We start from the raw sequence: 15,911 nt of genomic DNA, 5'->3' as shown, positions 1-15,911 counted from the left end.
CGTAGTCAGTCGGGACTGGTGTCAATTTAATGCCGCAGCGGCGGCCGCAGTTCCAGGCGGCGCGTCGCGACCTTGTTGCGAGTCTCTTCGTCGTGAAAGATACCAACGATCGCCGCGCCGCGCTCGCGCGCCTCGACGATCAGATCGGCCACAACGTCGCGGTTTTCGGCATCGAGCGAAGCGGTCGGTTCGTCGAGCAGCAACAGCGGATGTTCGGCAATCAAACCTCGCGCGATGTTCACGCGCTGCTGCTCGCCACCCGAAAACGTCGCGGGCGCGAGCGACCACAGACGTTCCGGCACGTTGAGCCGCGCGAGCAATTCAGCGGCGCGCGCGTTTGCTTCGGGTTCTGCGACGCCGTGCAGCATGAGCGGCTCGGCGACGAGCGCGAGCGTCGGCACGCGCGGAATCACGCGCAAAAACTGGCTCACATAGCCGACCACGCTACGGCGCAGACGCAGCACGTCACGCGGTTCGGCACCGGTGATCGTGACGGGCCTGCCCTGATCGCTGGTGTCGCGAATCGCGATCGAGCCGGTGCTCGCCAGATAGTTGCCGTACAGACAGCGCAGCAATGTGCTTTTGCCCGCGCCCGACGGCCCGACCAGCACCACGCATTCACCGCACTCGACTTCGAGCGATACGTTCGCGAGCGCGTCGATTCGCACACCGCCCTGGCCGTGCAGCGTGAAAGTCTTGCCGATGCCGGTGGCGCGCAGCATCAGCGCCGCGTTGTCGGCGAAAGCGCGCTCGCCGTGACGTGCCGCGCTGCCTGCGTCAATTACTACCTCAGTGGATCGCATTGTGAGCCTCAAACAGGCAGAACCGAGGAAACCAGCGTTTGCGTATAAGGGTGCTGCGGATCGTCGAGCACCTGATCGGTTAGACCCGCTTCGACGACTTCGCCTGCCTGCATCACCATCAGCCTATGTGCGAGCAGACGCGCGACGCCGATATCGTGCGTGACGATCAGCACCGACAGATGCAGCGTCGAGGTCAGCGTGCGCAGCAAATCGAGCAGGCGCGCCTGCACGGACACGTCGAGACCGGCGGTCGGTTCGTCCATGAACACCAGACGCGGACCGGTGACGAGATTGCGCGCAATCTGCAGACGTTGCTGCATACCGCCCGAAAAGGCGGCGGGGAATTCGTCGATGCGCGCTGGGTCGAGTTCGACGCGCTCCATCCATTGCGTGGCCGTGCGGCGAATCTCGCCGTAGTGTCGCGCGCCGACAGCCATCAATGGCTCGCCGATGTTGGCGCCGGCCGAGACGCCGCTGCGCAGGCCGTCGCGCGGATTCTGCTGCACGAAGCCCCATTCGGTGCGCATCAGCAGACGGCGGCGCGGCTCCGACAGCGCGCGCAGATCGAGCAGGTCGCCGTGCGACGCGGCGTAGTGCAGCGAGCCGCTATCGGCCTCGGCCTTCAGCGCCAGCGTATTGAGCAGCGTGGTCTTGCCCGAACCCGATTCACCGACGATGCACAGTACCTCGCCCGGATACAGATCGAAGCTCACGTTGCGGCAACCGTTGCGGCCGCCGTATTGTTTGGTCAGCGCGCGGGCGCTCAGAAGCGGCGTCATGCGGATTCTCCTTCGCGCGTGATCTCTCCGTCGCCGCGCCGCTCGTGACAGTAGTCGCTATCCGAGCACACGAACATGCGCGTGCCGGCGTCGTCGACGATCATCTCGTCGAGAAAGCTTTCCTTCGATCCGCACAACGCGCACGCGTGCTGCCACTTCTGCACCTCGAACGGATGATCGTCGAAGTCGAGGCTGCGCACCGGCGTATAAGGCGGGATCGCGTGAATGCGGCGCTCGCGGCCCGCGCCGAACAGTTGCAGCGCGGCGTTCATATGCATCTTCGGATTGTCGAACTTCGGGATCGGCGAAGGCGACGTCAGATAGCGATGATTGACGATCACCGGGTAGTCGTACGTGGTCGCGATGCTGCCGTGATGCACGATGTCCTCGTACAGCTTCACGCTGATCAGCCCGTAATCGGCGAGTGCATGCAGCTTCTTGCATTCGGCGACGCGCGGTTCGAGCCGGAACAGCGGCTCGGGCATCGGCACCTGATAGACGAGGATCTGCTGCTCGGTTAGCGGCGTTTCGGGAATCCGGTGCCGCGTCTGGATGATCGTCGCCTCGCTCGTGTGCCGGGTGGTCGCCACACCCGTGGTCCGCGCGAAGAAGCGGCGAATGTTGACGGCGTTGGTGGTTTCGTCGGAACCCTGATCGATGACCTTCAGCGTGTCCGTCTTGCCGATGATCGCGGCGGTAACCTGGATGCCGCCGGTGCCCCAGCCATACGGCAGAGGCATTTCTCGTGATGCAAACGGCACCTGGTAGCCCGGCACGGCGACTGCCTTCAGCAACGCGCGGCGCAGCATGCGTTTGGTCTGCTCGTCGAGATACGCGAAGTTGTAGCCGTGCGCGGCGCTGTCGTACGAGGTGCTTGCAACAGCGGTGTCGGGCGCGTTCATGCTGCTTGCTCCTTGTCGGTGGCGTGGCCTGATTCATCGTTGCCGTGATGCTGCGCGCGCAAGCGCCGCACCAGTTCCAGCTCCGCCTGGAAGTCGACGTAATGCGGCAGCTTCAGGTGCTGCACGAAGCCCGACGCCTCGACGTTATCGCTATGCGACAGCATGAATTCGATGTCCTGCGTCGGCGACGAGAGCGTCTCGCCGAGTTCTTCGGCGCGCAGCGCGCGATCGACCAGCGCCATCGCCATCGCCTTGCGCTCCGAGTGGCCGAACGCGAGACCGTAGCCCTGCGTGAAGGTGGGCGGCACCGCGCTGCTGCCCGCGAACTGGTTGATCATCTGGCATTCGGTGATGTCGATATCGCCGATGTCGACCGCTTCGCCGAGTTCGTCGAGGTCCATTTCGACCGCGATCGTGCCGAAACGGATCTCGCCCGCGAACGGATGCGAGTGCGCGTAGCCGCGTTGTGTCGCATAGCCCATTGCGAGCAGAAAGCCTTCGTCGCCGCGCGCGAGGTTCTGCAGACGCGTCGCGCGGCTCGCTGGAAACGCGAGCGGTTCGCGCGACAGATCGCCGGGTTCCGCGCCATCCGGTGTCGGGCGCTCCTGTTCGATCAGGCCTTCCTTGTCGAGTAGCGACACGACACGCGGCATCGCTTCCGGCGCGGGCGGTTCTTGCGAAACCGGCGCATCGCCTTGCGTCACGTGCTGCCGCGCGTCGTCGCCATCGGCGAGCAACGCGAAATCGAGCAGGCGCTGCGTGTAGTCGTAGGTCGCGCCGAGCAACTGGCCACCGGGCAAGTCCTTGAAGGTCGCCGAGATACGCCGCTCGACCCGCATCGATTCGGTATCGATGGCGCGCGTATAGCCGAAGCGCGGCAACGTGGTGCGATATGCGCGCAGCAGGAAGATCGCTTCGACCAGATCGCCGGCCGCCTGCTTGATTGCGAGCGCGGCAAGCTCCTCGTCGTAGACCGAGCCTTCGGTCATCACGCGCGCGACCGCGAGCCGCAACTGCTCGCGAATCTGCGCGACGCTCAGTTCGGCGATCTGCGTATCGCCGCGGCGCGCTTTGTCGAGCAGGCGCCACGACGCTTCGATCGCGCGTTCTCCACCTTTGACGGCAACGTACATCAGTTCACCTTCGCTTCAGTTGTGCGCGGCAGGCCGATCACGCGCGGGCCGCAAAGCAGATAACAGTCGATGCCGCACGGAAACAGCGGCGCGAGCATCGCGCGCTCTTGCCAGAACCGTGGGGGAAGACCAACCGGCGAAATCGTTTGGGTCTCCAGAATGCCGGGGCCGCTAAGCGTGACCGGTGCGCCGCCAATCAGCGCGTCGACGCGGATCAGCAGCGTGGCCGATTGCTCGGGCGACTCGGCGCTGCCGGGTGCGAAGCTTTCGAGCGACGGCAACGCGTCGGCGTCGTGCAGATAGACGAATGCGGCGTCGCCGGGCGCATCGACGAGCGGCGCGCCGGTGTGAAAACGCAGCGCCGACGCGAGCGCGGTATCAGGCTGCGCGAGCCAGACCGGTGTCGCGTAGTCGCAGAGCGTCAGCAGCGCAGCGAAGGCGGCGGGTTCGACCGGCGTGTTGCGCAACTCGGGCAGCACGTCACGAATCACGCCGATCGTGCCGGGGCGCGACAACGCGTCGAGCAGCGTGCGAAACACGGCCTGGGTAGCGTGGACCGGGTCCGCGAAACCCGGCGTCAGCGTGGACAACGCAATCGGTGAATGTTCCATCAGTCGCCTCGCACCATCGTGAAGAATTCGACGCGCGTCGCCGCGGCGTCCTGCTGCTGTTGTGCGCGCCGTGCCGTCTGTTGGGCGGCGAACGGCTCGATCAATTGACGATGCAGGCTGTCGTGATGCTCGGGCATCTGTAGCAAAGCGTCGGCGAGCGCCGCAAGTTCGGCGCGACGGCGGTCACGTCCCAGATGACAGGCGACGCCGACGGTGGCCTCGGCGTCGCCGCTGGCATGCAGACGCAGCGTGGCGCGCGTGACCGTTGCTTCGCCGAGATTGAAAGGATCGCCGCTGCCGCCGATGCGCCCGCGCACCATCGCGAGGCCGATTTCAGGGGGGCGCAGCCAGTCATAGGCGGGGATAGGTTGATCTTGCAACGCGCGCTGCAGCGAGGCTTCGAGGTCGGCGCGCGGCGTGCGGGCCAGCACGGCCATCCAGGCGCGCCGCGCCGCCGAAGACACGGCGGGCAACGGCGCAGAGGGCGGAACGGAACTCGGGCTCATCGGATTTCCTGTTGATCCAGCGAGTGGACATTGGAGCATCTATTCATCTAAACGTCTAGACGTTTACAGGCGTAGTTGTCTGGACTGTGATGCGCGGCGGACGTTTCATATTTCCATCACGGCTTGCGCACTACAATGCACGTCATGGCGATCATTTGAACCGAAGGGAATGACAGCACCATGACATCGAACGACAGCGCGGCGCCGGCCACGATGCTCGAACGCGGCGCGGGCGTGGCCGTCTGGAGACAGATCGAACAGATTCTCGCCGCCGAGATCGCGGCAAGCGGGTTTGGGGAAGAAGGGCGGTTGCCGAGCGAGGGTGAGCTGGCGAAGCGCTTCGACGTCAACCGTCACACGGTGCGTCGCGCGATGCTCGGCCTCGCAGCGCTCGGCCTCGTCAGCGTCGAGCAGGGGCGCGGCACGTTCGTGCAGCCCGGCGCGATCGACTATTCGATCGGCCGCCGTACGCGTTTCACCGAGAACCTGCGTCAACAACATCACTCGCCCGGCGGCACGATGCTGTCGGGCGCGCGCGTGAAAGCCGAGCCGAGCGTCGCGAAGGCGTTGGGTCTGCGCGCGGGCGCGGCGGTCTATCGGATCGAATCGCTGAACGAGTCCGACGGCGTGCCGCTTACGTTCGCGCGCAGCTGGTATCCGGCCGCGCGTTTTCCGGAGCTGCCGGAGGTCGTGCAACGCCTCGGCGGCACGACGAAGGCGCTGGCCGAATTCGGCGTGGACGATTATCTGCGCAAGTGGAGCCGCATCGGCAGCGTGCTGCCCGAGCCGGAGGTCGCGCGGCGGCTCAACATCAACCGTCAGCAGCCGGTGCTGTGGGTCGAGAACGTCGACGTCGATTTGCACGGCACGCCGGTCAAATACGGCTTCACGCATTTCGCGGCCGACCGTGTGCAACTGCTCGTGGAGCATGACCTGTGAGCGGCCCCGCATGGAGTGCCGAAGCGCGCTTTGCGCTGTACTACGCGCCGTCGTGTGAATCGGCGTGGTGGCAGGCCGGCTCGACGTGGCTCGGCCGCGATGCGCAAAGCGGCGAGCGCTGCGCGCAACCGCAGCCGCCTGGCCTGACGCGGCCGCTCGCCGCGTTGACCGACTCGCCGCGCCGCTATGGCTGGCATGGCACGCTGGTCGCCCCGTTCCGGCTCGGCGCCGGTGTCACGCAGCACGACGTGCTTGCGGCTGCGCGGGCGTGGGCGCTAGGGCGGCAGCCGTTCGCGTTGCCGGTGGAAGCGGCCACGTTGGGCGACTTCGTCGCATTGCGACCGGCCGATGCAAATGGCGAGACGCGCATTCGCGAGCTTGCGTCGAACGCGCTGGAGTCGCTAGACGGGCTGCGCGCGCGGCCGTCTGCGGCCGATCTCGAGCGCCGGCTCGCCGCACCGCTCACCGAACGCCAACGTGCGTTGCTGCTGCAATGGGGCTATCCGTACGTGTTCGACGAGTTCCGTTTTCATATGACGCTGTCCAGTTCGCTCGCCGATACCGACGAGCGCGCGACGCTGCTCGCATGGTGGCGTGAGCGCACGCCCGCGCTGGGGCCGCTCGCGGTCGATCAGGCCGCGTTGTTCGTCGAGCCGGCGCCGGGCGAGCCGTTCGTGCTGTGGCAGCCACTGCCGTTCAGCGACGGCGCGAGACACGGCGATCGCAAGGACGAGCAGCAAGACGAGCTGAGCAGCCAATGAACGGGCGTTTGGTCTATGTGATGGGGCCGTCTGGCGCGGGCAAGGATTCGCTGCTGCAATTCGCGCGCACGCGGCTCGCCGGCGAGCCGGTCGTGTTCGCGCATCGTTACATCACGCGGCCGAGTGGCAATGGGGAAGTGCATGTCGCACTGAGCGTCGAGGAGTTCGCCGCGCGCTCGGTGCTGGGCCTGTTCGCGCTCGAATGGTCGAGCCATTCGCTGCGCTATGGCATCGGCATCGAACTCGATGCGTGGCTCGCGCGTGGCTGCACGGTGGTCGTCAATGGCTCGCGGCAGTACCTGCAGCATGCGCTCGCGCGCTATCCACGCGCGGAAGTGGTGCACGTGAGCGCCGCGCCGCATATTTTGGAAGCGCGGCTCGGCGCGCGGGCGCGCGAATCGTCGGAGCAGGTCGCGGCGCGGCTCGCGCGGCGTGCGCCGTTTGCGTTGCCGGCCGGCGTGCGCTGCACGACGATCGACAACTCCGGCACGCTCGAAGAAGCGGGGCACGCGTTGATCACGGTGCTCAAGGAGCAGGTGAGCGCGTAACGCAGTCACGCGGCCTTATTGCACGGCCCCCATCCGCTCCCGCGTGACCTGCCGCAAACACGCGACGAATTGCTGTACGGCCGGCGTCGGCAGCAGATCGCGTCGCGAGATGATGCTCAGATCGTAGTTCGGCAGCGCGTCTTCGATCTGCGCGACGCGAATGCCGAGCGGCGCGACCCGCTGCGCGAGCGGCCGCGTGAAGCAGCTGATCACGTCGGTCTGCGATACGAGCCCGAGCGTCACCGCAAACGACGACGGCGCGCGCAGCAGCCGCTTCGGCAGCGGCAGGCCATGCGCGCTGAACATCGCCATCATCACGCTGTGCGGGAAGTGATCGGCGCCGACCGTGACGATCCACTCGGCGTCGAGCAGCTCGGACAGACGCGTGACGTTCGCGAGCGGATGCCCGGCGCGCATCGTGACGACGAACTGCGTCGAGTACAGCGGCACCTGCACCAGATCGTTATCTAATGCCTGAACGTGATGGATCGCCGCGAGATCGAGTGTGCCGTTGCGCAGACGCGCGAGCGCATCGGGCACCGTCACTTCCTCCAGATGCAGACTCACGAGCGGCATCTTCTCGCGAAAGCTCGACACCGCATGCGGCAGCACCGTCAACGCGAGCGATGGCATCGTGCCGACGCCGACCTTGCCGGCGAGTTCTCCTTTCACCTGCTCGACGGCCTCGACGGTGCGGCGCATGTCGCCCAGCAACTGCTCGGCGCGCGGCAACAGCGCGAGCCCGCACGCGGTCAGCTCGATGCCGCGCACGCTGCGCACCATCAGCTCCGCATTGAGCGCGCTTTCCAGCTCGCGAATCGTATGCGTGACGGCCGGCTGCGTGACGCCGAGCTCACGCGCGGCGGCGCGCAGGCTGCGGTGATGCGCAGCGGCGACGAAGGCCTGCAACTGCTGCAGTTTCATCAGGGTAACCCCGTATATAAGAGCTGTTAATCAGAGTGAAAAAAATAGCATCTTATTCGAACGAAACGGCATGGATATAGTGCGAGGCTACTCACTGGAGCCATGCAAACGATGAACCAGACCCCGCGTTTGACCGAAGTATCCGATCTGGAACCCGCCGCCGCGAGCCTGCGCGAGATTCGCCATCACATTCATCACCATCCTGAACTCGCGTACGAGGAAGTGCGGACCGCCGCGCTCGTCGCGGAAAAACTCGAACAGTGGGGCTGGCAGGTCACACGCGGGGTCGGCAAGACCGGCGTGGTCGGCACAATGAAGGTAGGCGACGGCAAGCGCAGCATCGGCATTCGCGCGGACATGGACGCGCTGCCGATCATCGAACAGACCGGCCTGCCGTACGCGAGCGGGACCCACGGCAAGATGCACGCGTGCGGCCACGATGGTCACACGACGATCCTGCTCGGCGCTGCGCAACGTCTCGCGGCCACGCGTAATTTCTCGGGCACCGTGCATCTGTACTTCCAGCCGGCCGAGGAAAGCGGCATCGACAGCGGCGCCTTGAAGATGATCAACGACGGCCTGTTCGAGCGCTTCCCGTGCGACGCCGTGTTCGGCCTGCACAATCATCCTGGCGCGGAGCCGGGCACGCTGCTGTTCCGCAAGGGGCCGTTCATGTCGGCGGGGGACAAGGCGACCATCACGATCGAAGGCGTCGGCGGCCATGCGGCGCGTCCGCATCTGACCGTCGATCCGGTCGTGGTCGCCGCGAGCATCGTGATGGCGCTGCAGACGATCGTCGCGCGCAACGTCGATCCGTCGCAGCCGGCCGTGGTGACGGTGGGCTCGATGCACGCGGGCACCGCGAACAACGTGATTTCGAGCAGCGCGCGGCTCGAACTGAGCGTGCGCTCATTCAGCCCTGAGGTGCGTGAGTTGCTGAAGAAGCGCATCACCGAGCTGGCCGAGTCGCAGGCGGCGAGCTATGGCGGCAAGGCGCACGTCGAGTACATCGAAGGTTATCCGGTCGTCATCAATACGGACGCCGAAACGGAGTTCGCGGCGCAGGTCGCGCGCGAGCTGGTCGGCGACGACAAGGTAGTCGAGCAGACCGACATCCTGATGGGCAGCGAGGACTTCGCGTTCATGCTGCAGAAGCGGCCGGGCACGTTTCTGCGCATCGGCAACGGCGTCGGCGAGGATGGTTGCATGGTGCACAACCCGCATTACGACTTCAACGACCGCAGTCTGCCGATCGGCGCGGCGTTCTGGGCGCGGCTGGTGGAGCGCTATCTCGCGCAGTGAGCGATAAGAGTCAATGCGGTAGCGCGCAGCAAACTCGCTACCCGATAGCCGCGTGCGTCAGCCGCGCCGCGCGACCATCTCGGAGACCGTCTGCGCGGCTTGCTGCAGCGGTTCCAGAAACGCCTTCACCATCTGTTTCGCCGAATTGCGCTGCGCGTTGCCGCTGATGTTCATCGCGGCGATCACACGGCCCTGGCGATTGCGAATCGGCGCGGACAGCGAAATCAAACCGCCTTCGAGTTCCTGATCGACGATCGCCCACCCCTGGCGACGCACCTGCTCGATCACCTTCTTCAGTTCTTCCTTGTCGGTGACGGTGCGCGGCGTGTGCGCGTAGAGCGGCGACGAGTTCAGCGTCGCGTCGAGCGTTTCCTCGTCGAGCGAGGCGAGCAGCACGCGGCCCATCGACGTGCAGTACGCGGGCAGGCGGCTGCCGATCGACAGATTGATCGTCATGATCTTGTGAGTCGGCACGCGCAGCACGTAGACGATCTCGGTGCGATCGAGCACCGCTGCCGAGCAGCTTTCGTGCACCTGCGCCGACAGGCTTTCCATCACCGGTTCGGCGAGGTTCCAGAACGGCATCGAGGTCAGGTACGCGAAGCCGAGGTCGAGAATCTTCGGCGTCAGACGAAACAGGCGTCCCTCGGCTTCCACGTAGCCCAGCGTTTGCAGCGTCAGCAGAATCCGGCGCGCGCCGGCGCGCGTGAGGCCGGTCGCCGCGGCGACGTCGGTGAGCGTCTGTTCGGGGCGCGTCGCGTCGAATGCGCGGATGACCGCGAGGCCGCGCGCGAACGACTGCACGTACGAGTCGCCCGGTTTCTCCCGGGCCGGTTCGACGTTGGCGGGCGCGACGGAAGACGGCGGCAGGGCTTTGCTCATGGACCTTGATCGTGGTTGCAAAAGAGTGCGCGCGCAAGGCAAGCGACGCGCCTTCGTTTCGATGCGGCGCCCGCGTTTTGCGTTGCGGCGCAAAGGCGAGACGATAGCTTAAGCCTTCTATTTCGCCAAATAGCGCCGATTTTGCGCAAAAAATCCAGGGTTTGCGTGGATGCGATTCGCGTCTCAAAATTTGTATTATGACCCGATAACCTGTCCAGTTCGCGGCACCCGACCCGACCCAACCCCACCCATCCGCCATGTTCGACAAGATTCCCTCGCGCGCTTTGAGCGACACCGTCGCGCAGCAACTGCTGAAGCAGATCGACAAGGGCACTTTTGCGCGCGGCGCCAAGCTGCCGACCGAAGCCGTGCTCGCGGAACAGTTCGGCGTGAGCCGCACGGTGATTCGCGAGGCGTTGTCGCGGCTAAAGAACGAGGGGGTGGTCGAACCGCGCCAGGGCAGTGGCGTGTTCGTCGCCGGGCACGGCACGATCCGCCCGCTGCGGATCGACTACGCGGAAGCCGTCGAGCCGGGCTCGGTCGTGCAGATCCTCGCGCTGCGCCGCGCGATCGAGGCGGAGGTCGCGTCCGAAGCCGCGATGCGTCGCAGCGATGCCGACATGGCCGCGATCGACGCCGCGCTCGCTCAGATCGAGCGCGCGGTCGCCAATGGCGAAGACGGCGTCGCCGAAGACGTCGCGTTTCATCGCGCGATCGCGGCTGCGACGGGCAATCCGTATTTCCTGAAGACGCTGACGTTCCTCAATCAGTATCTCGAAGCGGGCACGGTCGTCACGCGCCGCAACGAGGCGCTGCGCGAGGACTTCTCGCGGCAGGTGCGCGAGGAGCACGCGGCGATCGCTGCCGCGATTCGCGCCGGCGATCCGATGGCGGCGCGCAATGCCGCGCAGACGCATCTGTACAACGCGGCGCGGCGGCTTGCCGAGGCGGGCATCGCCTGACGCGCGGAAGGCGCGCGGCGATCCCGCTGCGCGCGAACGCACCAATGCAGCACCAATCCATAGAGGTCACGCATGTCGAGAAATGTCGGTGTCATCGGTCTGGGAGCGATGGGGCTTGGCGTCGCGCGTTCGCTATTGCGCGCGGGCTTCAAGGTCCACGCGTGCGACTTGCGGCGCGACGTGTTGCAGGCGTTCGTCGCTGAAGGCGGCGTCGGCTGTGCGGCGCCCGTGGAGCTCGGCGCGCAGTGCGAGGTCGTGATTACGCTGGTCGTCAATGCCGCGCAAACCGAGGCCGTGCTGTTCGGTGAGCACGGCGCGCTCACGGCGATGAAACCAGGCGGCGTCGTGATCGCGAGTGCCACGGTCGCGCCGGAATTCGCCAGCGATCTCGGCAAGCGCGTCGAGGCGGCTGGTCTGCAGATGCTCGACGCGCCGGTGTCGGGCGGCGCGGCGCGCGCCGCGTCGGGCCAGATGACGATGATGACGTCCGGTCCCGCAGCCGCTTACGCCGCATGCGAGGACGTGCTCGCCGCGATCGCCGGCAACGTGTATCGGCTCGGCGCCGCGCATGGCGCGGGCTCGAAGGTGAAGATCATCAACCAGCTGCTGGCCGGCGTGCATATCGCGGTGGCCGCCGAGGCAATGGCGCTCGGCCTGCGCGAAGGCGTCGATCCGGACGCGCTGTACGACGTGATAACGCACAGCGCGGGCAATTCGTGGATGTTCGAGAACCGCGTGCCGCATATTCTCGCGGGCGACTACACCCCGCTGTCGGCGGTCGATATCTTCGTGAAGGATCTGGGCCTCGTGCTCGATACCGCGCGTCGCACGAAGTTTCCGTTGCCGCTGTCGGCGGCCGCGCATCAGATGTTCATGATGGCGTCGACGGCGGGCCACGGCGGAGAGGACGACTCGGCGGTCGTGAAGATTTTTCCCGGCATCGAATTGCCGGCAAAGCGATAAGCGAGGACAGTGCTCATGACGGCTCGAACGAAACCCGCGCTGCTCGGCTGCATCGCCGACGACTTCACCGGCGCCACCGATCTCGCCAACATGCTCGTGCGCGGCGGCATGCGCACGGTGCAGACGATCGGCGTGCCCACCTCCAACGAAGCGCCGGGCGCCGATGCGCCGGGCGCCGCTGCGCTGGACGCCGATGCGCTCGTCGTCGCGCTGAAGTCGCGCACGATCCCCGCCGCCGACGCGGTCGCGCAATCGCTGGCCGCGCTCGCCTGGCTGCGCGCGCAAGGCTGCCGGCAATTCTTCTTCAAGTACTGCTCGACCTTCGATTCGACCGATGCGGGCAACATCGGCCCGGTGACCGATGCGTTGCTGAACGCGCTGTCCGCCGAGTTCGCCGAGCGAGCATCGTTCACGATCGCGTGTCCCGCGTTTCCCGAGAACGGCCGCACGATTTTCCGCGGCCATCTGTTCGTCGGCGATGCGCTGCTCGATGAGTCGGGCATGGAGAACCATCCGCTGACGCCGATGCGCGACGCGAATCTCGTGCGCGTGCTGCAGCGGCAAACGCAGTCGAAGGTCGGGCTCGTGCGTTACGACCGGGTCGCGCAAGGCGACACGGCCGTGCGCGCCGCATTCGAAGCGCTGCGCGCCGACGGCGTGAGCATCGCGATTGCCGATGCGGTGTCCGACGCCGATCTGCACACGCTCGGCGCGGCCTGCGCGGACCTCGCGCTGATCACCGGCGGCTCCGGCGTCGCGCTCGGCTTGCCGGCCAACTTCCGGCGCGCGGGTCTGCTCGGCGAGCAAATCCATGCCGCGCAATTGCCGCGCGTGGAAGGTTTGTCGGCGGTGCTCGCGGGCAGTGCGTCGAAAGCGACCAACGCGCAGGTCGCTGCCTGGTGCGCCACGCGGCCCGCGTTCCGCATCGATCCGCTCGCGGCGGCGCGCGGCGAGGACGTCGTCGCCGAAGCGCTCGAGTTCGCGCAACAGCGCTTCGTGCACGCCCAGCCGGTGCTGATCTATGCGACCGCGTCGCCCGACGAAGTGCAGGCGGTGCAGCGCGAACTCGGCGTCAACGAAGCCGGGCATCTGGTCGAGAAGACGTTGGCAGCGATCGCGCGCGGCCTGCGCGAGCGCGGCGTGCGCAAGTTCGTCGTCGCGGGCGGGGAGACCTCGGGCGCGGTCGTCCAAGCGCTCGACGTGCGCATGCTGCGCATCGGCGCGCAGATCGATCCGGGCGTGCCGGCCACCGCGACGACCGAAGTGGAACCGCTCGCACTCGCGCTGAAGTCCGGCAATTTCGGCGCTACGGACTTCTTCGACAAGGCGCTGCGTCATCTCGACGGAGCCGCGCAATGAGCGGCGCACCGGCACTTCAGGTCTCCGCCGAAGCGCGCGTGCGCGAGGAAATCTGCGCGGTCGGCGCGAGTCTGTATCAGCGCGGCTATACGGTCGGCAGCGCCGGCAACATCAGCGCGCGGCTCGACGATGGCTGGCTGATCACACCGACCGACGCCTGTCTCGGCCGCCTCGATCCCGCCGATATCGCGAAGGTCGACGCAAACGGCCACGCGATGTCGGGCGGCAAGCCGTCGAAGACGCTCGCGCTGCATCGCGGTATCTATGCGCGCAACGGCGAGGCGCGCGGCATCGTCCATACCCATTCGACGCATCTGGTCGCATTGACGCTCGCGGGCGTATGGAGCGAAGCGGACGTGTTGCCGCCGATCACGCCGTACTACGTGATGAAAGTGGGCCACGTACCGCTGATTCGCTATCAACGCCCGGGCGATCCGCAAGTGGCCGCGCGGATCGCCGCGCTGGCCGACCGCGTGCGGGCGGTGCTGCTCGAACGTCTGGGGCCGGTGGTGTGGGAGCGCTCGGTCGCGCACGCGTCGTATGCGCTCGAAGAACTCGAGGAAACCGCGCGCTTGTGGCTGATGACGAATCCGCGGCCCGCGCCGCTCGACGCCGCCGCGATCGAAGAACTCCGTGCCGCGTTCGGCGCGCGCTGGTAGCAGCGCGCATTGCCGATGTACGCCACGCACCGTATCGCACTGTCTTGAAGGAGCTGTCGCCATGCCTCGCTTCGCCGCCAATCTGTCGATGATGTACAACGAGCACGCGTTCCTCGATCGCTTCGCCGCCGCCGCGCGCGACGGTTTCAACGCGGTCGAATACCTGTTTCCCTACGAATTCCGCGCGGGCGAGCTGAAGTCGCGGCTCGACGCGCACGGCCTTACGCAGGCGCTGTTCAATGCGCCTCCGGGCGACTGGAGCGGCGGCGAGCGCGGTCTTGCGTCGCTGCCGGGGCGCGAGGACGAGTTCCGCCGCAGCATCGATACGGCACTCGAGTACGCGCGCGTGCTCGGCAATCGCAAGCTGCATGTGATGGCGGGGCTGATCGCCGGCGATCAGGCGGGCGAAACGCAGCGCAAAACACAACGCGACGTGTATCTGAACAACCTCGCCTATGCGGCGCGGGCCGCGCAAGCGGAACAGATCACCGTCGTCATCGAGCCGATCAATACGCGCGACATGCCCGGCTATTTCCTCAATCGACAGGACGACGCGCAAGCGATCTGCGCCGAAGTCGGCGCGCCGAATCTGAAGGTGCAGTTCGATTGCTATCACTGCCAGATCGTCGAGGGCGATCTCGCGATGAAGCTCAAGCGCGATATGGCCGGCATCGGTCACATCCAGGTTGCGGGTGTGCCCGAGCGGCACGAGCCCGACATCGGCGAGCTGAACTACCCGTACCTGTTCGATCTGATCGATGCGCTCGGCTACGACGGCTACATCGGCTGCGAATACCGGCCGCGCGCGGGAACCTCGGCGGGGCTTGGCTGGCTGAAGCCTTATCTCGACGCCCGGCGCTGACTCTCTCCGACAACCACTGACGGACCCGTAACCATGAAAGTACTGATCACCGGCGGCGCCGGTTTTCTCGGCCAGCGTCTCGCGCGCGAACTGCTCGCACGCGGCGAGTTGAAAGATGCGCACGGCACACCGCGAGCGATTACCGGGCTGGTGCTGCTCGACGTCGTGCGCGCTCATGATTTCGGCGATGCGCGCGTGCGTGCCGATGTCGGCGATATCGCGGAGCGCAGCGTGCTCGAACGCGTGATCGACGATCAGACCTCGGCGATCTTTCATCTCGCTGCGATCGTCAGCGGCCAGGCCGAGGCAGACTTCGATCTCGGCATGCGCATCAATCTCGATGCGTCGCGGCTGCTGCTCGAAGTCTGCCGCCAGCGCGGGCACCAGCCGCGCGTCGTGTTCACCAGTTCGGTCGCGGTCTACGGTGGCGATCTGCCCGCGGTCGTACAGGACGACACCGCGCTGAATCCCCAGTCGTCGTATGGCGCGCAGAAGGCAATCGCCGAGCTGCTGCTCAACGATTATTCGCGGCGCGGCTTCGTCGACGGCCGCGTGCTGCGGCTGCCGACCATCAGCGTGCGGCCGGGGCGGCCGAATGCGGCGGCGTCGTCGTTCGCGAGCGGCATCATTCGCGAGCCGTTGAATGGCGAGGAGGCCGTGTGCCCGGTCGCCGGTTCGACGCGGCTGTGGCTGCTGTCGCCGCGCAAGGCGATCGACAGCCTGATTGCCGGCCTCGAACTCGATGGCGCCGCGCTTGGCAAGCAGCGCGTGCTGAATCTGCCGGGCCTGTCGGTCAGCGTCGACGAAATGATCGCGGCACTGCGCGAGGTCGCGGGCGACGCGGTCGCGAGCCGCATCGTGCGGCAGCCGGACGAGCGCATCGAGAAGATCGTCGGCAGCTGGCCCGGCGCGTGGGATACATCGCGCGCAGAACGGCTCGGGCTTGTCGCCGAGCACAACTTCGCGGATGTGATTCGCGGCTACATCGCCGATGAAGGAATCGAAGTTCGCTGAAG

The 15,911-nt window shown here is 66.5% G+C and carries 18 protein-coding genes; 10 read left to right on the top strand and 8 right to left on the bottom strand.

Translation table 11 applies throughout. From position 1 onward, the window contains the following. Window positions 1-26 precede the first annotated feature (26 nt). The 6 genes from phnL to phnG are packed head-to-tail and all read right to left on the bottom strand — an operon-like array spanning window position 27 to window position 4,734. Window positions 27-803: a phosphonate C-P lyase system protein PhnL gene (gene phnL / locus AB4Y34_RS09910; protein ID WP_176381061.1), complete on the bottom strand. Its 777-nt coding sequence runs from the start codon at window positions 801-803 to the stop codon at window positions 27-29. Window positions 804-811: 8 nt separating this feature from the next. After that, window positions 812-1,582, bottom strand: coding sequence for a phosphonate C-P lyase system protein PhnK (phnK, locus tag AB4Y34_RS09905; protein WP_176366647.1), 771 nt, complete (start codon window positions 1,580-1,582; stop codon window positions 812-814). Then, the gene (locus AB4Y34_RS09900) at window positions 1,579-2,484 is read right to left on the bottom strand and encodes an alpha-D-ribose 1-methylphosphonate 5-phosphate C-P-lyase PhnJ (protein ID WP_176381060.1); all 906 of its coding nucleotides are present in this window, start codon (window positions 2,482-2,484) and stop codon (window positions 1,579-1,581) included. The genes phnK and AB4Y34_RS09900 overlap by 4 nt, the downstream gene beginning before the upstream one ends. Then, on the bottom strand, window positions 2,481-3,617 hold the full coding sequence (locus tag AB4Y34_RS09895; protein ID WP_368715910.1) for a carbon-phosphorus lyase complex subunit PhnI: 1,137 nt from the start codon (window positions 3,615-3,617) through the stop codon (window positions 2,481-2,483). The genes AB4Y34_RS09900 and AB4Y34_RS09895 overlap by 4 nt, the downstream gene beginning before the upstream one ends. Next, window positions 3,617-4,228, bottom strand: a complete 612-nt coding sequence (phnH, locus tag AB4Y34_RS09890; RefSeq protein WP_368715909.1) for a phosphonate C-P lyase system protein PhnH — start codon at window positions 4,226-4,228, stop codon at window positions 3,617-3,619. The genes AB4Y34_RS09895 and phnH overlap by 1 nt, the downstream gene beginning before the upstream one ends. Beyond that, window positions 4,228-4,734 carry a phosphonate C-P lyase system protein PhnG gene (gene phnG, locus AB4Y34_RS09885; RefSeq protein WP_368715908.1) on the bottom strand — a complete coding sequence of 169 codons (507 nt, stop codon included), beginning with the start codon at window positions 4,732-4,734 and terminating at the stop codon, window positions 4,228-4,230. The genes phnH and phnG overlap by 1 nt, the downstream gene beginning before the upstream one ends. Before the next feature lie 180 nt (window positions 4,735-4,914). Here phnG and phnF point away from each other — a divergent pair, with 180 nt between their 5' ends. From phnF to phnN, 3 genes are read left to right on the top strand one after another with little or no spacing between them, the layout of a single operon-like run. After that, the gene (gene phnF / locus AB4Y34_RS09880; protein WP_176124661.1) at window positions 4,915-5,673 is read left to right on the top strand and encodes a phosphonate metabolism transcriptional regulator PhnF; all 759 of its coding nucleotides are present in this window, start codon (window positions 4,915-4,917) and stop codon (window positions 5,671-5,673) included. Then, window positions 5,670-6,434, top strand: coding sequence for a DUF1045 domain-containing protein (locus tag AB4Y34_RS09875; RefSeq protein WP_368715907.1), 765 nt, complete (start codon window positions 5,670-5,672; stop codon window positions 6,432-6,434). The genes phnF and AB4Y34_RS09875 overlap by 4 nt, the downstream gene beginning before the upstream one ends. Beyond that, window positions 6,431-6,982: a phosphonate metabolism protein/1,5-bisphosphokinase (PRPP-forming) PhnN gene (gene phnN / locus AB4Y34_RS09870; RefSeq protein ID WP_368715906.1), complete on the top strand. Its 552-nt coding sequence runs from the start codon at window positions 6,431-6,433 to the stop codon at window positions 6,980-6,982. Before AB4Y34_RS09875 ends, phnN begins: the two co-directional genes overlap by 4 nt. A gap of 15 nt (window positions 6,983-6,997) precedes the next feature. Here phnN and AB4Y34_RS09865 read toward each other — a convergent pair whose 3' ends face one another. Beyond that, window positions 6,998-7,906: a LysR family transcriptional regulator gene (locus tag AB4Y34_RS09865; protein WP_176381054.1), complete on the bottom strand. Its 909-nt coding sequence runs from the start codon at window positions 7,904-7,906 to the stop codon at window positions 6,998-7,000. 111 nt (window positions 7,907-8,017) lie between these two features. On the opposite strand from AB4Y34_RS09865, the gene AB4Y34_RS09860 reads away from it, so the two are divergent. Further along, on the top strand, window positions 8,018-9,208 hold the full coding sequence (locus AB4Y34_RS09860; protein ID WP_368715905.1) for a M20 aminoacylase family protein: 1,191 nt from the start codon (window positions 8,018-8,020) through the stop codon (window positions 9,206-9,208). Between the two features lie 57 nt (window positions 9,209-9,265). Here the strand turns inward: AB4Y34_RS09860 and AB4Y34_RS09855 are convergent, their stop codons facing one another. Continuing rightward, window positions 9,266-10,090 carry an IclR family transcriptional regulator gene (locus AB4Y34_RS09855; protein ID WP_176381052.1) on the bottom strand — a complete coding sequence of 275 codons (825 nt, stop codon included), beginning with the start codon at window positions 10,088-10,090 and terminating at the stop codon, window positions 9,266-9,268. Window positions 10,091-10,347: 257 nt separating this feature from the next. On the opposite strand from AB4Y34_RS09855, the gene AB4Y34_RS09850 reads away from it, so the two are divergent. The 6 genes from AB4Y34_RS09850 to denD all read left to right on the top strand — a co-directional run bounded on the left by AB4Y34_RS09850 (window position 10,348) and on the right by denD (window position 15,909). Further along, window positions 10,348-11,052: a FadR/GntR family transcriptional regulator gene (locus AB4Y34_RS09850; RefSeq protein WP_176366655.1), complete on the top strand. Its 705-nt coding sequence runs from the start codon at window positions 10,348-10,350 to the stop codon at window positions 11,050-11,052. 72 nt (window positions 11,053-11,124) lie between these two features. After that, on the top strand, window positions 11,125-12,015 hold the full coding sequence (gene ltnD / locus AB4Y34_RS09845) for an L-threonate dehydrogenase (protein WP_368715904.1): 891 nt from the start codon (window positions 11,125-11,127) through the stop codon (window positions 12,013-12,015). 15 nt (window positions 12,016-12,030) lie between these two features. After that, complete coding sequence (gene otnK, locus AB4Y34_RS09840; protein ID WP_368715903.1) at window positions 12,031-13,374, top strand: 3-oxo-tetronate kinase; 1,344 nt, start codon at window positions 12,031-12,033, stop codon at window positions 13,372-13,374. Further along, window positions 13,371-14,033 (top strand): aldolase, encoded by a 663-nt coding sequence (locus AB4Y34_RS09835; RefSeq protein WP_368622047.1) that lies wholly within the window; start codon window positions 13,371-13,373, stop codon window positions 14,031-14,033. The genes otnK and AB4Y34_RS09835 overlap by 4 nt, the downstream gene beginning before the upstream one ends. 61 nt (window positions 14,034-14,094) lie before the next feature. Continuing rightward, window positions 14,095-14,895: a 2-oxo-tetronate isomerase gene (gene otnI, locus AB4Y34_RS09830; RefSeq protein WP_184227330.1), complete on the top strand. Its 801-nt coding sequence runs from the start codon at window positions 14,095-14,097 to the stop codon at window positions 14,893-14,895. A 33-nt stretch (window positions 14,896-14,928) separates the two neighbouring features. Further along, window positions 14,929-15,909 (top strand): D-erythronate dehydrogenase, encoded by a 981-nt coding sequence (gene denD, locus AB4Y34_RS09825; protein WP_368715902.1) that lies wholly within the window; start codon window positions 14,929-14,931, stop codon window positions 15,907-15,909. The last annotated feature ends 2 nt before the right edge of the window (window positions 15,910-15,911 follow it).

This window comes from Paraburkholderia sp. BR10954 (assembly GCF_040965775.1).
Taxonomy (GTDB): Bacteria; Pseudomonadota; Gammaproteobacteria; order Burkholderiales; family Burkholderiaceae; genus Paraburkholderia; species Paraburkholderia youngii.
The sequence above is the reverse complement of the archived record's forward strand: the minus strand, read 5'-3'. Positions and strand labels throughout refer to the sequence as shown.

Bases quoted from the DNA above. Each gene is read 5' to 3' on its own strand.
- phnL (WP_176381061.1), bottom strand. From the start codon at position 803: ATGCGATCCACTGAGGTAGTAATTGACGCAGGCAGCGCGGCACGTCAC.
- phnK (WP_176366647.1), bottom strand. From the start codon at position 1,582: ATGACGCCGCTTCTGAGCGCCCGCGCGCTGACCAAACAATACGGCGGC.
- AB4Y34_RS09900 (WP_176381060.1), bottom strand. From the start codon at position 2,484: ATGAACGCGCCCGACACCGCTGTTGCAAGCACCTCGTACGACAGCGCC.
- AB4Y34_RS09895 (WP_368715910.1), bottom strand. From the start codon at position 3,617: ATGTACGTTGCCGTCAAAGGTGGAGAACGCGCGATCGAAGCGTCGTGG.
- phnH (WP_368715909.1), bottom strand. From the start codon at position 4,228: ATGGAACATTCACCGATTGCGTTGTCCACGCTGACGCCGGGTTTCGCG.
- phnG (WP_368715908.1), bottom strand. From the start codon at position 4,734: ATGAGCCCGAGTTCCGTTCCGCCCTCTGCGCCGTTGCCCGCCGTGTCT.
- phnF (WP_176124661.1), top strand. From the start codon at position 4,915: ATGACATCGAACGACAGCGCGGCGCCGGCCACGATGCTCGAACGCGGC.
- phnN (WP_368715906.1), top strand. From the start codon at position 6,431: ATGAACGGGCGTTTGGTCTATGTGATGGGGCCGTCTGGCGCGGGCAAG.
- AB4Y34_RS09865 (WP_176381054.1), bottom strand. From the start codon at position 7,906: ATGAAACTGCAGCAGTTGCAGGCCTTCGTCGCCGCTGCGCATCACCGC.
- AB4Y34_RS09860 (WP_368715905.1), top strand. From the start codon at position 8,018: ATGAACCAGACCCCGCGTTTGACCGAAGTATCCGATCTGGAACCCGCC.
- AB4Y34_RS09855 (WP_176381052.1), bottom strand. From the start codon at position 10,090: ATGAGCAAAGCCCTGCCGCCGTCTTCCGTCGCGCCCGCCAACGTCGAA.
- AB4Y34_RS09850 (WP_176366655.1), top strand. From the start codon at position 10,348: ATGTTCGACAAGATTCCCTCGCGCGCTTTGAGCGACACCGTCGCGCAG.
- ltnD (WP_368715904.1), top strand. From the start codon at position 11,125: ATGTCGAGAAATGTCGGTGTCATCGGTCTGGGAGCGATGGGGCTTGGC.
- otnK (WP_368715903.1), top strand. From the start codon at position 12,031: ATGACGGCTCGAACGAAACCCGCGCTGCTCGGCTGCATCGCCGACGAC.
- AB4Y34_RS09835 (WP_368622047.1), top strand. From the start codon at position 13,371: ATGAGCGGCGCACCGGCACTTCAGGTCTCCGCCGAAGCGCGCGTGCGC.
- otnI (WP_184227330.1), top strand. From the start codon at position 14,095: ATGCCTCGCTTCGCCGCCAATCTGTCGATGATGTACAACGAGCACGCG.
- denD (WP_368715902.1), top strand. From the start codon at position 14,929: ATGAAAGTACTGATCACCGGCGGCGCCGGTTTTCTCGGCCAGCGTCTC.